The 15,043-nt window shown below is 40.8% G+C and carries 13 protein-coding genes, 1 tRNA gene and 1 other RNA gene; all 15 read right to left on the minus strand.

Going from position 1 to position 15,043, the window contains the following annotated elements; translation table 11 throughout:
• A partial coding sequence (locus tag NTU69_00285; GenBank protein MCX5801970.1) for a DUF2784 family protein occupies positions 1-292 on the minus strand: 292 nt, incomplete at its 3' end.
• 155 nt (positions 293-447) lie between these two features.
• Positions 448-521, minus strand: a tRNA-Asn gene (locus NTU69_00290).
• 44 nt (positions 522-565) lie between these two features.
• Complete coding sequence (gene tyrS, locus NTU69_00295) at positions 566-1,777, minus strand: tyrosine--tRNA ligase (GenBank protein MCX5801971.1); 1,212 nt, start codon at positions 1,775-1,777, stop codon at positions 566-568.
• Positions 1,778-1,780: 3 nt separating this feature from the next.
• Complete coding sequence (locus NTU69_00300) at positions 1,781-2,554, minus strand: TIGR00282 family metallophosphoesterase (GenBank protein MCX5801972.1); 774 nt, start codon at positions 2,552-2,554, stop codon at positions 1,781-1,783.
• Positions 2,544-4,094, minus strand: coding sequence for a ribonuclease Y (rny, locus tag NTU69_00305; protein MCX5801973.1), 1,551 nt, complete (start codon positions 4,092-4,094; stop codon positions 2,544-2,546). The genes NTU69_00300 and rny overlap by 11 nt, the downstream gene beginning before the upstream one ends.
• Before the next feature lie 156 nt (positions 4,095-4,250).
• Positions 4,251-4,430, minus strand: a non-coding RNA gene (ssrS, locus tag NTU69_00310) — 6S RNA.
• Between the two features lie 268 nt (positions 4,431-4,698).
• Entirely contained in the window at positions 4,699-4,932 is a 234-nt protein-coding gene (zapB, locus tag NTU69_00315) for a cell division protein ZapB (protein MCX5801974.1), read from the minus strand.
• Between the two features lie 6 nt (positions 4,933-4,938).
• Positions 4,939-6,055 (minus strand): peptide chain release factor 2 gene (gene prfB, locus NTU69_00320; GenBank protein MCX5801975.1). Its coding sequence is split into 2 segments (ribosomal slippage): positions 4,939-5,985 and positions 5,987-6,055, totalling 1,116 coding nucleotides; the frame shifts between segments, so codons are not numbered across the junction.
• A gap of 10 nt (positions 6,056-6,065) precedes the next feature.
• Positions 6,066-7,211 (minus strand): NADP-dependent isocitrate dehydrogenase, encoded by a 1,146-nt coding sequence (gene icd / locus NTU69_00325; protein MCX5801976.1) that lies wholly within the window; start codon positions 7,209-7,211, stop codon positions 6,066-6,068.
• A complete protein-coding gene (locus NTU69_00330; protein ID MCX5801977.1) occupies positions 7,208-7,705 on the minus strand; it encodes a 3-isopropylmalate dehydratase small subunit in 498 nt (165 codons plus the stop codon). Before NTU69_00330 ends, icd begins: the two co-directional genes overlap by 4 nt.
• Positions 7,695-8,963, minus strand: a complete 1,269-nt coding sequence (locus NTU69_00335) for a 3-isopropylmalate dehydratase large subunit (GenBank protein MCX5801978.1) — start codon at positions 8,961-8,963, stop codon at positions 7,695-7,697. The genes NTU69_00330 and NTU69_00335 overlap by 11 nt, the downstream gene beginning before the upstream one ends.
• A gap of 3 nt (positions 8,964-8,966) precedes the next feature.
• Positions 8,967-10,775: a histone-lysine N-methyltransferase gene (locus NTU69_00340; GenBank protein ID MCX5801979.1), complete on the minus strand. Its 1,809-nt coding sequence runs from the start codon at positions 10,773-10,775 to the stop codon at positions 8,967-8,969.
• Between the two features lie 95 nt (positions 10,776-10,870).
• On the minus strand, positions 10,871-12,622 hold the full coding sequence (gene aspS / locus NTU69_00345) for an aspartate--tRNA ligase (GenBank protein ID MCX5801980.1): 1,752 nt from the start codon (positions 12,620-12,622) through the stop codon (positions 10,871-10,873).
• Positions 12,623-12,763: 141 nt separating this feature from the next.
• Complete coding sequence (galT, locus tag NTU69_00350) at positions 12,764-13,768, minus strand: galactose-1-phosphate uridylyltransferase (GenBank protein ID MCX5801981.1); 1,005 nt, start codon at positions 13,766-13,768, stop codon at positions 12,764-12,766.
• 147 nt (positions 13,769-13,915) lie between these two features.
• A complete protein-coding gene (locus tag NTU69_00355) occupies positions 13,916-14,416 on the minus strand; it encodes a septal ring lytic transglycosylase RlpA family protein (GenBank protein MCX5801982.1) in 501 nt (166 codons plus the stop codon).
• Between the last annotated feature and the right edge of the window lie 627 nt (positions 14,417-15,043).

A 15,043-nucleotide genomic window follows, 5' to 3' on the forward strand; every position in this document is an offset into this window, starting at 1 on the left:
TCATCCTCACAAGACGAGCAATAAAAACAATATCCTTTTCAACAGTCTGTCCGGCAAGTTGTCTCAACTTATATTCCCATACTGTCAGAGGACATAAAACCCCTATTGAAGCATCGACAGCAACCAGAACAACGGATGCCAGATGAATAATACGAAAAACAAGGTTTCGAATCCAGCTCCATTTCAGACAGTAGCCAACAATAATTACTATTTCTCCTCCCACAGCAAAAAATACGTAAAAGAAATGGAGAACTACAATACAATCTGCTAATAGCGCATAACTACTTTGCATCTGACAAAATATACACTCCTTTATTGCGTGATGCTACCCTCTCTTTTTGAAAATTTTACATAACAGGATACTTGATCTCGCTAATAAGCAAAAAGGGCATTTCATGAATTGAAAAAATTATGATGAAAATGGGAACAGCAACTTGCTTATAAAAACTCCCCGGGCAGGACTCGAACCTGCAACCTACTGGTTAACAGCCAGCCGCTACTGCCGATTGAGCTACCGGGGAATGTCCTTTAATAAATAATAAAATTACCCCTATGTCAAGGGACACTAATCTTTGATTGCAATCTTTTTAAACCTTCTCTTTCCAACCTTTATAACAAACTCTTTATCATTTAAAGGGGTTTCTTCCGTTATGACCTTTGAACTGTTTATGCTAACACCGCCCTGTGCAATCATACGTTTACCTTCTGTAGTAGAGGAAACCAAACCAATATTCATGAGGAGTTTAGGCAACCATTTATCCAATTCCTCCTTTTTAATTTCCACGATTTCTATATTGTCCGGTATTTCCTTTTCTCTAAATAACCTTTCAAACGCTCCATGTGCAGCTTCTGCCTCCTCTCCTCCATGGAATCTGGTAATTATCTCTTTTGCAAACCTTACCTTTGCATCTCTCGGATGTATTCGCCCGGCTTTTATTCCCTCCTTTAATGCCCGTAACTCATCTATCGTGATGTCACTCAACAGTTCATAATATTTCAACATCAATTCATCTGATATGGACATCAGCTTACCAAACATTATATCTGGTGACTCATTGATACCAACATAGTTTCCATAACTCTTACTCATCTTGTTTATGCCATCTGTACCCTCGAGTAAAGGTACTGTCACCACAACCTGGGATTCCTGATTGTAAGCCTTTTGAATTTCCCTTCCCACAAGTAAATTAAAAATCTGGTCGTGGCCTCCAAGTTCCACATCTGCCCTGAGTGCAACAGAATCATACCCCTGCACGAGGGGATAGAGAAACTCATGGATGCTTATGGGAAGATTGTTCTGATACCTGTTCCGGAAATCCTCACGCTCGAGCATCCTCGCCATGGTATACTTGGCACAGAGCCTGATCATGTCCGCAGCGTTCATCGCCTCAAACCATTCACTGTTAGATCTTATTTCTGTCTTTTCCGGGTCAAGAATCTTGAAGACCTGTTTTTTATATGTCTCGGCATTTGCAAGAAGTTCTTCCTTCGTAAGCGTCGGCCTGGTTTCAATCCTTCCCGTAGGATCCCCTATCATACCTGTGAAGTCCCCTATGAGGAATATAGCTGTATGTCCAAGTTCCTGAAATTGTTTCAACTTCTGAATCACGACAGTATGGCCAAGGTGCAGGTCAGGTGCTGTTGGGTCAAGCCCGAGCTTTACCCTTAAAGGTCTTTTTTCAGCTCTCGCCTTTATTATTTTCCTTCTCAATTCATCTTCACTGACAAGGTCGACAGCGCCACGTTTTATGATTTCAATCCCTCTTTCAACACTCATGTGCTAAACCTTTTCCTTTATTCTTTTAATGGCTATACATCGGTTATTTCTACTGTCTATAGTAACTATTACCCCTTGCACTTCAATATCATCCTTTCCGACTTCAAATTTCTGGGGCACCTGTGTGACAAATTTTTCCAGAACACTCCTCTTATCCATACCTATGACAGAATCTATAGAACCAGCCATCCCCACATCGGTTATATAACCTGTACCATTTGGTAAAATCCTCTCATCAGCAGTTTGAACATGGGTGTGTGTTCCTAAAACTGCCGCCACCTTCCCATCGAGGAACCACCCCATAGCCATCTTCTCCGATGTTGCTTCTGCATGGAAATCAACGATTATAGGAACCTCCTTTTCTACCTGTGCAATAAGCTCCTCCATTGAACGGAACGGACAGAGGAGAGGATTCATAAATATTCTCCCCTCAATATTCACCACACATATTGTCTTACTGTTCTTTTTTATAATGTGATAGCCGAAACCGGGCGTTCCAGCCGGATAGTTTAAGGGCCTGAGTACCCTCCGGTCTTCCATTAAAAAAGGCACAATCTCTTTTTTCTTCCAGACATGGTTTCCTGTTGTTATGACATCGATGCCGTACGATATCATCTCCATTGCTACTGAAGGTGTTATGCCTATGCCTCCAGCTAAATTTTCACCGTTTATTATCCTGAAGTCTACATCGACTGTCTTTATAAAACGCTCAACCGCTTTTCTGCCTGGTTTTCCAATTACATCTCCAAGTAATAAAACCCTGATCTCATTTGGCATATTCTATAGCTCTTGTTTCCCTTATCACTACTATCTTTATCTGCCCGGGATAGGAAAGGTCTGTTTCTATCTTTTTTGCTATATCCCTTGATAACATAAATGTATTCTCATCGCTAATCTTCTCGCTATTGACAACTATTCTTATCTCCCTTCCTGCCTGTATAGCATATGACTTTTCAACCCCTGAAAAACTGTTGGCAATTCGTTCAAGTTCTTCAAGTCTCTTAATGTACGTCTCAAGCATCTCCCTTCTTGCTCCAGGTCTTGCACCTGATAAAGCATCTGCAGCCTGAACGATAACATCCAGTAAGCTCACCACTTCAACGTCCTCATGATGGGCAAGTATTGCATGGACAATCTCTTCACCTTCACCATATTTTTTTGCGAGGTCTGCCCCGATAGACGCATGGGATCCTTCTATCTCATGGTCCACAGCCTTTCCTATATCATGTAATAGCCCTGACCTCTTTGCATCTTTTGCGTTAACCCTCAATTCAGAGGCTATGACACCGCAAATAAAGGCAACTTCCAACGAGTGCTGGTATACATTCTGTGCATAGCTACTCCTGAATTTCAGCCTTCCCAAAAGCCTTACAAGTTCAGGATGGACATTATGAACACCTAAATCAAAAACAGCCTGTTCCCCTGCTTCCTTAATCTTCTGCTCAACCTCTTCAGCGACTTTCGACACTATCTCTTCAATCCTTGCCGGATGAATCCTTCCATCACTTATAAGTCTTTCTATTGACACCCTTGCAACCTCTCTCCGTATCGGGTTGAAGCACGATAATATAACAGCTTCAGGCGTATCGTCAATTATGATATCAACACCTGTTGCTGCTTCCAGGGCCCTTATGTTTCTACCTTCCCTCCCTATAATTCTACCCTTCATCTCTTCATTAGGGAGAGAAACGACCGACACAGCATCATCAGCTACATATTCCCCGGCATACCTCTGTATTGAAAGGGCTATTATCTCCTTTGCCTTCTTGTCAGCCTTCTCCCTTGCTTCTTCTTCAATCTTTTTATATACTTTCAGCGATTCATATTTTGCCTCGTCTTCCATCATCTGCATCAACACCTTTTTCGCCTCTTCTGCTGTGAATCCTGATATCTTTTCCAATCTTTCCCTTTCCTTTATGAGCAATGCATCGTATTCCTTAATCTTGCTGTCAAAAAAAGACTGTTTATTAAAAACTTCTCTTTCTTTCTTTGCTAATTCATCCTCTTTTTTATCAATGGCCTCAATTTTTCTGTCAAGATTTACTTCCTTTTGAGAAAGCCTCTTTTCAGTATTCTGTAAATCAGACCTTCTTGATTTTATCTCTTGCTCAAGTTCATTTTTTGCCTGTATTGCAGCATCCTTAGCCTGAATAGATGCTTCCCTTATAAGCACATCAGCTTCTTTTTTCGCATCTTCTAATATCTTCTTGCCTATTTTTTCGTATTCACCAATCTTCTTTCTCTGAACAAATCTGGCAAGAGTAAGCCCCAGAAGAAGGGCTACTACAAAGATTATAATATATAATATTTTGTCCAAAATTCCCCCTCACATATATCATATAAGGGGTAAGTGTGATTAAGGAAAGAGGGAAAGCCTGTATATTTCCAAGATATTAAATCTTTTATGTCCTCCAAATAACATAAAGCTATTTATGTCAAACCTCTATTTCCTTAACAACTACCCCTGAAATATAATAACCCCGCAGATGCCGTGTAAACGGTATATCTTGAACCTCTCAAAAAGGTGGGTGCCTATCTGTTGTATCAGGCTTCTCACTCATATGGTGAGCATGCACACCACAACAAGAGAAGGCTCCCAATAAAGAGGTGTTGGCTCTAAGCTTACCATTTATCACGTACACCGCAGGGAACCTCAAATTCTTCAATCTTTTTCAAAAGTTCTGAGGTTCTACCTTCAAAACTCTCTGCTTGTCTTCTCATCTCAAGATAATCGTCCGTAATTTCCATCATCGCCATAATCACCGCGTTTATTGTATTTACGATACCATAGTTACTAATAACCTGCCCTATCCTTTCATCAACAAATTGAGCAGCCCTTTTTATCCTATCCTCATCCTCTCCCACAAAGGTAAACGGTTGATTCAGTATGTTCACCTCAATCTTTTTTTCCATCTACATTCCTACCCCTCAACCTTTTCAACCTTTTCCAGTATTTTTGTAATTTTACTGATTATTGTTTCTCTTTCGTTCCTTACCTCGGCCATTTTTTCCTTCAATTCCTTGTTTTCAACCTCCAAAGGTTTCACACTGGCCAATAATTTTTCATTTTCTTCTTTCATAAGTCTATAGCTTTTTATAAGATTATCTATCCTCTCTTCAAGCTCGCCTATTCTGTTTTCACTAAACAATTCCATGACTGTTTAATTATCCCTTTTTTGTTCAAAAGTCAAGTATAAAAGGCACGCCTTTATGAACATATCAATCTCCCCATCAAGCACTGCGTCTGCATTATGTACCTCAACTTTTGTTCTATGATCCTTAACAAGTTTATACGGATGGAGAATATAGGAACGGATCTGACTACCCCACGAAATATCCTTTTTCTCTTTGTTCAGGGAATTCATTTTCTCTTCCTGTTTCTTCTTTTCAAGTTCATATATCCTTGATTTTAATATAGCCATAGCTATTGCCTTATTCTTATGCTGAGACCTCTCATTCTGACATTGAACAACAATATTGGTAGGTATATGGGTAATCCTTATTGCTGATTCTGTTCTATTTACATGCTGTCCACCAGGGCCGCTTGCACGGAATGTATCTATTCTTAAGTCTTCTTCCTTGATATCAACAGTAATATCTTCCGAAAGTTCCGGGTATGCATATACTGAGGCAAAGGAGGTATGCCTTCTATTATTCGCATCAAAAGGGGAAATCCTCACAAGCCTGTGTATACCAACCTCACATTTTAAATAACCGTAAGCATAAGACCCTTTTACCAAAAAGGTAACGTTCTTAATACCTGCTTCTTCACCCTGTAATATATCAACTACCTGTGACTCAAACCCCCTTTTTTCCACCCATTTTAAATACATCCTGAGAAGCATTTCTGCCCAATCCTGAGCCTCTGTTCCACCAGCGCCTGCATTTATATAGACAATTGCATTACCCTGATCATGCTCCCCGCCAAGCATCCTTTCCATTTCATACATGCTGAGCAACCCGTCCAGGGAATTAACCCTTGAAATTAGCTCATTTAAATCTTTCGTGTCATCGGTCTCCTTGACAATTTCACTTAATATAATAATCTCCTCAAGCTCCTTTTCCTTTCTCTCCCACTTCACTACTTCTTCCTGGAACCTTGCCCTCTCTTTCAATATTCTCTGTGCTCTTTCCTGATCTTCCCAGAATGCCTTTTTAGATATTTCTGCATCGAGTTCCTGAAGCTGACTGTTTATAGAGGAGAGGTCAAAGATAACCTCTTAAGGCGTTCATTCTTTCTATTAAATTGTCTATTTTACTTTTTATATTTTCTAACATGATAACCTCTTTAAACCTTTATTCGTTTTGCTACTTCCTCCCCAAATTCTGAGCATTTTACCGGGCTTATCCCGTCCATCTGCCGTGCAAGGTCATATGTTACTATCCCGCTTTGTATCGTTTCTTCAATAGCCCTTTCAATAAGCCTTGATACATCATCAAGGCCCATATAACTGAAAAGCATAGCACCGGAAAGCAAAAATGAGGTTGGGTTTACAACATCCTTCCCCGCATACTTCGGTGCACTTCCATGGGTTGGTTCAAATATTGCCATATCATCCCCTATGTTTGCCCCGGGTGCAACACCCAATCCACCAATCAATGCGGCGCAGGTATCAGACAGATAATCTCCATTTAGATTCGGGCACAAAAGTATATCATATTCTTCCGGTCTCATAATGACCTGCATAAACATATTATCAGCAATCCTATCATTAAAAAGGATCTTGCCCTCCTCTCTCTCAAAGGTTACATATTTTTGAAACTCTTTCGCAACCTCGTAAGCCCATTCCCTAAAAGCACCTTCTGTGTATTTCATAATATTACCCTTATGAACAACAGTGATAGTTTTTCTGTTATTTTTTATTGCATAGTCTATAACCCACCTTGCAAATCTTCTGGTACCAGCTCTGCTAATAGGTTTTACCCCAATACCTGTATCATCCGATAATGCTATATCCATTTTTTCCTTCAAAAATGCTATTAAAGCCCTTGCCTCTTTTGTCCCTTCTCTCCATTCAATTCCTCTGTAAAGATCCTCTGTATTTTCCCTGAATATAATTAAATTTACCCTCTCCGGCGCCTTTATAGGGCTTGGTAACCCCTTGAAATACCTGATAGGCCTTATACACACATAGAGATCAAATATCTGCCTTAAATATACATTTATACTCCTAAATCCTCCACCGACCGGGGTTGTAAGAGGACCTTTTATAGCAATTCTATGCCTTTTAACTTCCTCCAAAGTATCTTCTGGAAATAATGTCCCTACCTTTTCAAGTGCCCTCTGCCCGGCTATTAAAGGTACCCACACAATTCTCTTTTCACCATCATAAGCCTTGATTACCGCCTCTTCAAATACCTCCCTTGAAGCCCTCCAGATATCTTCTCCCGTGCCATCACCCAGAATAAAAGGGATTTCAATTTTCCCTATCAAATCTTCAGCCCTCCGTGTTTCCTGATATAATGGTCCAGTCCACCCTCATTCAATATATCCCTCATAATGGAGGTAAGTGGGGAAAATCTCCTTTCTTTCCCATTTGTCTTATCAAACAGCACCCCTTCATCCACTTTAACCTCTAAGATATTACCTTCATCTACACCATCCACACCACATATAATCGCTGCAAGCCCCACATTTATAGCATTTCTATAGAATATTCTTGCAAAGGAATTTGCTATAACTGCATCTATTCCAGCCATCTTTATTACTAAGGGTGCGTGTTCCCGGCTTGAGCCAAGCCCAAAGTTTTTACCACCTACGATAATGTCTCCTTTCCTGACCTTCTTATAAAAACCTGGATAAATATCTTCAAAAACATGCTTTTTCAATTCATCCAGATTTGATCTTAAATGATAAAATCTGCCTGGTATAATATGGTCAGTAGAGATATTATCTCCAAACTTCCATACCCTTCCCTTAAAGACCATCAAGAACCTCCCTCGGGTCTGTCAATTTTCCTTTTAATGCACTTGCTGCCGCTGTTGCTGGTGATGCGAGAATAATTTGAGAATTTGGATTACCCATCCTTCCCAAAAAATTTCTATTTGACGTAGCAACGCAAACCTCCCCATCACCAGGAACACCGAGGTGGATACCTATACATGGTCCACATCCTGGAGGGAGTATAATGGCTCCTGCCTCAAAAAGGGTTGTAAGGATTCCCTCCTGCAGGGCTCGATAATAAACCATCTTTGATGCCGGACTTACAATGAGCTTTATATCCTTTTGCTTCTTCCTGCCCTTCAGTATGATTGATGCAATCCTCAAATCCTCTATCCTTCCATTGGTGCAAGAACCTATAAATACCTGATCAATATTTATGCCTTTTGCTTCACTGTCTTCTATGCTCCTTACATTATCAACCTGGTGAGGCAGACTCACCATGGGGGTTAGGTGTTCCACATTTATCTCAAACACCTTTTCATAGTAGGCATCTTCATCCGGCAGGATTTCTATATAAGCCTTTTCTCTTCTTAACCTTTTGAGATACATAAAGGTCATAGTGTCAGAAGGGAATAGCCCACATTTGGCTCCTGCCTCCACAGCCATATTGGCTATAGTCATCCTGTCTTCTACATCAAGATACCTCAATGTCTCACCTAAAAACTCCATTGATTTATACGTAGCACCATCAGCACCTATCATACCTATTATCTTTAGCATCAAATCTTTAGCAAACACGCCTGATGGAAACCTTCCATTCATCACGCATTTGAAACTCTCCGGTACCCTCATCCATGTCTTCCCAAGCCCCATGGCCACGGCAATATCAGTAGACCCCATCCCTGTAGAAAAAGCTCCCAAAGCTCCACCTGTGCAGGTATGTGAATCTGCCCCGACAAGCACCTCCGATGGTGCAAGCATACGTTCTGCCATGACCTGATGGCATATTCCATCCCCTACCTCACACATATCGGCTCCATATGTCTTTGAAAACTCCCTTATCATCATGTGGTCATTAGAAAGCTCCATCCTCGGGCTTGGAGATGCATGGTCAATAAAAAAGACAATACGTTTACTATCAAAAAGATTTTTGAAGTTCATTTCTTTAAACTTCTTAATAGCAAGTGGAGCAGTACCATCTTGCAGCAATATTCTATCAACATTTACGATTACATAATCTCCCTGTCTTACATCAGCTCCTGTATTTATACTCAGAATCTTCTCCGCTATCGTCTTGCCCATTTATTATTCCCCGGCCTTTGTAAGATCTTCAAACCTTATGTCCAGTCCTAACACACCCAGTATGTCGCCTACCTCATCCCTTATGGGGCCAGAAACGGTAACACAAAGGGCACCAGTAATTCTGGATGAATAGAGCGATGTTACGCTGATTTTTCCTGTCTTCATCGGGTTAATAAACCAATCCCTGTCAGAAAAATCTTCATGGAGGCCTATTTTATAATATTTTGCCCTATCCACCACCTGGGTTATATTCTTTGTAATCTTTATACCTTCACTATTTACAATGTACGCAAATTGTATGTACGGGTATTCTCCGACAATATTCTTCAAAACCTCTTCCTGTTTTTCTGGAACCATAGCCTTTATTGCCGGGTCTTCAATGTATTTTTCTATTAGATGTGCAGCCAGATCGTATGCCCTCTTCTTCATAAGCTCAAACTCGGATACAAATATTTCCGGAATGTACCTTCTCACAAGATGTTCCATTTCCTCATCAGATATAAATGTTATCCTGCCCTCGTCATACTGCTTGATTATCCATTTATTAACCCTGGCTATACCGGGATGAGCCTTTTCAATCCTGTCTTTTCCTACCAATGCAAAATGAGAGTTTATCCAGTGTGCAATCCCTGCAAGACCAGATTTATCGGTAATGTTAACAGCGACTGGCCTGTTAAGAATCCTTTTTGTATCAAAAGAGGTATAGATTTCTTCATTTTTCAATACACCATCTATGTGGACACCTGCTGATGTTGCATTGAAATCCAATCCTACTAAAGGTTGATTTCTCGGTATATGTAAACCAATTTCCTTCTCAAAATAGTTTCTTATTTCCGTAATCACCCTTGTGTCTATCCCATTCTCATCGCCTGTGAGAGAGATATACTCCATTATCAATCCTTCTATTGCGGCATTTCCTGTTCTTTCTCCGATACCGAGGAGCGTTCCGTTCACATAGGTACAACCGTAAAGCCATGCACTTACACTGTTAATGATTACTTTATGAAAATCGTTATGTCCATGCCATTCAAGGTGTTCAGAAGGGACGCCTGCATCATCTATCATTGCCCTTATTATCTTCCCTATAGACCTTGGAAGGGCTGCGCCAGGATAAGTAATGCCTACGCCCAAAGTATCACATAGTCTAATCTTTATAGGTATTTTAGCATCCTCTGAAATATTCATAAGGGCCTGTGCAAAAGGAACACAGAACCCATATATATCCGCCCTTGTGATATCTTCAAAATGGCATCTTGGGACGATGTTGTTTTCAAGTGCATTTTCAACAATCCTTATATAATCTTTAAATACCTGTGACCTTGTTTTTTTCAGTTTTAAAAAAATATGGTAGTCTGAAACACTCGTAAGGATACCTGTTTCGTTTAAATTCAGATCCTTTACAAGCTGTAAATCTTCTTTATTAGCCCTTATCCAGCTTGTGATTTCAGGATAGCGATAACCCTTCTCGAGGCATTTTTCTACCGCCTCCCTGTCCTTACCTGTGTAAATGAAAAATTCACATTGTTTCACTACACCATTCGGACCACCAAGCCTGTGCAAAAACTCATAAAGGTCCTCAATCTGCTGAACTGTGAAAGGCGGTCTCGATTGTTGACCATCTCTAAAGGTTGTGTCCGTGATATATATTTCATCAGGAGGGTCTATTAATTCTATCTTGTGGTCAAATTTCACCTTTGATATCTCTACATATGGAAAAATATCTCGAAAAAGCTCCGGGGTCTCCACATCAATCAACGGATACTTTGTGTTCTTTATAATGTTTTTGAATATAAAACCCTTCTTTTTCTTCAAATTACCCTCCTATCTCTAACAAGTAAGGAGTAGGAAGCAAGGAGTAAGGAGTTCGCTACCTACATTACTGTATACTGCCTACTTCGTACTACAGTCTACTTCTCCCCTGTCACCCGCATTTTGAGCTCGTTTAACTGTCTTTGTGCAACCCTCGCTGGAGCTCCAGTCAGTAAGCATGTACCTTTTTGTGTCTTTGGAAAAGGGATTACATCCCTTATACTATCAAGTCCCATAAGCATCATAAGTATTCTATCAAAACCAAAGGCAATGCCACCATGGGGTGGTGCACCCATTTCAAGGGCTTCGAGAAGAAAACCAAACTTCTCAATTGCCTCTTTCTCTTTAATGTTAAGAAGTTTAAACATCTCCATCTGCTCATCCATTTTATAGATCCTTATACTACCGCCGCCCATTTCAACACCATTCAATACAAGGTCATAAGCCTTGGCCTTGATACTCTCATAATCCCCTTTAAAATCTTTAATACTACCCTTTGGTGATGTAAACGGATGATGCCTTGCCGCATACCTTTTTTCTTCCTCACTGTATTCAAAAAGTGGAAAATCGACTATCCAGATAAACCTGAATTCATCCTTTCTTATCAGCTCATATATTTCACCTAAATACAACCGGAACTTTCCCATAATATCATTTACCCTGTTCCTTTTGCCAGCCATAATAAAGATTACATCTCCATTTGATAGCTTGAGCTTTTCATCCATAAAAGATTTTTCATTATCCTTCAAATATTTGACTATGGGGGATTGTAAGGCATCGTTTTCCTTCCGTACCCAGACAAGTCCCTCTATTCCCATCTCTTTTGCAGTATCCACGGCATTATCAAGGTCTTTTCTTGAAAGTGTCTTAGCCTTCAAGACGATACACTTAACAGCACCACCATCTTCTATGGTCTTTTTGAAAACACCAAATTCAGTCTCCTCAAAAATATTGGTAAGCTCTATCATAGGCAATTCAAACCTTAAATCAGGTTTATCAGTCCCGTAAGACTCCATTGCCTCCTCATAGGCCATCCTTAAGAAAGGTGTTTCAATAGATTCTTTCTTAAGGGACTTATATAAGGCCTTCATCAAACCCTCACTCAATGTCAGCACATCATCTACGTCAACAAAGCTCATCTCAATATCTATCTGGGTAAACTCAGGCTGTCTATCTGCCCTCAAATCCTCATCCCTGAAACATCTCACAATCTGGAAATACTTATCAAATCCCCCTATCATCAGTATCTGTTTAAAAAGCTGGGGTGACTGGGGCAGGGCATAGAACATGCCTGGATTCAATCGACTCGGCACAATAAAGTCCCTTGCACCCTCAGGGGTACTTTTTGTAAGAAAGGGTGTTTCAAACTCGAAAAATCCCATCGATGTTAAGTAGTCCCTTGCAGCCTTATAGGCATGGCTTCTTTCTACAAATGTCTTTTGAATCTCAGGTCTTCTCATATCGAGATACCTGTATTTTAACCTTAGAGACTCATTCGGTTCCTCTTCTTCCAGTTGAAATGGCAATGACCTGCAGGTATTCAGAATCTCAAAGGAATTCACCAGTACCTCAATCTTCCCTGTAGGTATATTCGGGTTCTCTGTTCCTTCAGGTCTCTTTGCAACCCTTCCTGTAACACTTATTACATATTCCTGTTTTATATCACCGGCTTTTTCATGTGCATCAGTCGATATATCAGGGGAAAACACTACCTGTACTACACCTGTTACATCCCTTAAATCTACAAATATGAGTCCGCCATGGTCTCTTCTTCTGAACACCCAACCTGACAAATTCAATGTCTTCCCCACGTCATCTTTTGAAACCAATCCGCAATATTTATCTCTCAAGGCTTACCCCCAGTAAAAGTCTATTATTATATCTGTTACCGTAAATACAAGTCAAGGTTTACATATTAAGAGCGTAGTCAGGTTTTAGAATTTAGCGATCTGGAAAAAGTTCTTTGTGATGTGTTTGGATTGAACTGATTTTCAAGGTAGCTTTACATTCCTTAAGAACTCGGCACTTGCTTCAGGCAATGCAGTGTTTATAAACATGCCTGTTCCAAGTTCAAAACCAGCTATTTGAGACACCCTTGGAACAATCGCTATATACCAGTGAAAGTATTTAGAATCTGCTTCACGGGGGGAGAGCGACCTCACAACATAATTGAAATCCGGATTTTCTAACCCTACATACAGTCTTAAGAGCACCTCTTTTAGAGCTATGGCAAGGTCAGAAAGTTCTGAGTCATTTATGTGTCCAAAACAGGCGTTGTGCTTCTTTGGAAATACCCAGAGATGAAATGGAGACAGAGCAGCATACGGGATAAAGGCAACAAACGAATTATTTTCAAAAATAACTCTTGTTCCATCCTTTATTTCATCTTTAACATGTGAACAATAAAGACATTCACCAAAATTAACATAATAATAATTTCGGAGCGCTTCTTCAAGCCTGTTCATTACCTGCCCTGGAAATACAGGCGTTCCAACAATCTGAGAATGAGGATGTTCTAAAGACGTACCCGCACTTTGACCATGATTTTTAAATATAATAACATGTTCAATCCTTGGATCCTGATAAAAGGCGTGTAAACGGTTCCTATAAGATACAAGAATCTGTTCTATTTGATTTAAAGGTAATAAGGCAGTGGTCATATTATGTTCCGGAGTTTCAATTATTACCTCGTGAAGCCCTACGCCTGAAATATATTGCTTGAAATCAGTTTTACACTTTAATATATCACCAACTGGAGTTAGCGCTGAGAATTTATTGGGTACCGACCTCACTGACCAGTTTCCGTCATGTCCTGTTAATTTAAAGGTTTCCGGTGGCGTTTTATCTTCATTCCCAGGGCAGAAAGGACATGTAGAAACATAACGGGGCAGATCCTTCTTTTCTTTTGGACGGGTAAAGTCTTCCGGCCTTTTGGCCCGTTCAGTTGCAATTATCACCCAGTCACCTGTAATAAGATTTAAGCGAATCTCAGGCATGCTTTGCCTCCATCGTAAATTAGAAAAATTTTACTTCAAAATCAATTTTACGTCATAAACATTGTATTCACAACAGAAAAATGCATCTATTTCCCAGAATCATATAAACATCAAGACCCCATTACGCTTTCAGGGTGAATTGTCCTGTCAACCTTCTTCTCTCAACTCTATCGTTTCAACCTTGACCCTTGCAAGGCCTTTTTGATAAAAGCCAAGTCTCTTTGCGGCACCGACAGAAAGATCAATGATCCTTTCGCCGGATAACGGGTTATGGATGCTGGGAAAGGGTCCCCGGTCGTTCACCCTCACGATGATTGAGCGGTTGTTCTCCAGATTGGTAACCTTGACGTGTGTGGGAAGAGGCAGGTACTTATGGGCCGCTGTCAAACCCTTCGGGTCGAAGACCTCACCGTTGGCGGTCATGCGGCCTCCTTTTTGCCGCACCGTCTCGTACCCGTACCAGGAGGACACACCTGTTTCCTCGTATGACCGCGCTTGCTCAACGGACATGGGATAGTAGGTCTTGCCCTTTACCGTGTAAGGCGCATTTTTTACCCGGCCCTTGCGAATGGCCTCTTTGGGAGGCAGACCATCAATCTTTTCAATATCCTCGTTAACGAGCCTCCAGTCGAGGGGAGCCTTTACCACCTTAAAAGTAAATTCGCCGACCTTATATACGATCTTCGTTGTGCCTGCGGTGAGTTCATATGCCCCCTTTACCACGTAATAGCTGCCTTTTACAGTCCCCGTGACCACCTTGTATGGGGCTGTAATGGCCCAGCAACCTCCAAGGATCAGGCAAGAAAAGACTATTAACAGAACAAAAACATCATGTGACTTAATCCTGAAGTGCAATGTTCTGAGGGCTGAAGCAATCCGGCTCATCACAGGCTCTTAATATTACGCAATCTTTGGTGACAGAAAACCACTTGCAATAAGGATACCAGCCTGGACGTAATAAGGGGACGTAAAAGTATAATCATCAACTTGAACATAGCGTAGCATATCCAAATCTGAAATAAAATAAGTTCAAAGGAGGTATGATATAAAGCTGTTGCCCAAACCTATCCATAGCTGTATTTGGTCCGGAAGGTGCTCCCGAAGGGCTCATTGCGTATGCTCCGGGAACCATCTTGAGCGCCTCTATCTCGGCTTCAGGACTGAAAGCGGCGTCTCTATCGATGATGCCTGCGGCAGTCCTTCAATGACTCAGGTCTTATCGCAATTAAAGCGGTCCGGGTTTGTGAAGATTCTAAATGGCAGGATAATCCCCAC

This window comes from Pseudomonadota bacterium (assembly GCA_026388215.1).
Classification (GTDB): domain Bacteria; phylum Desulfobacterota; class Syntrophorhabdia; order Syntrophorhabdales; family Syntrophorhabdaceae; genus JAPLKF01.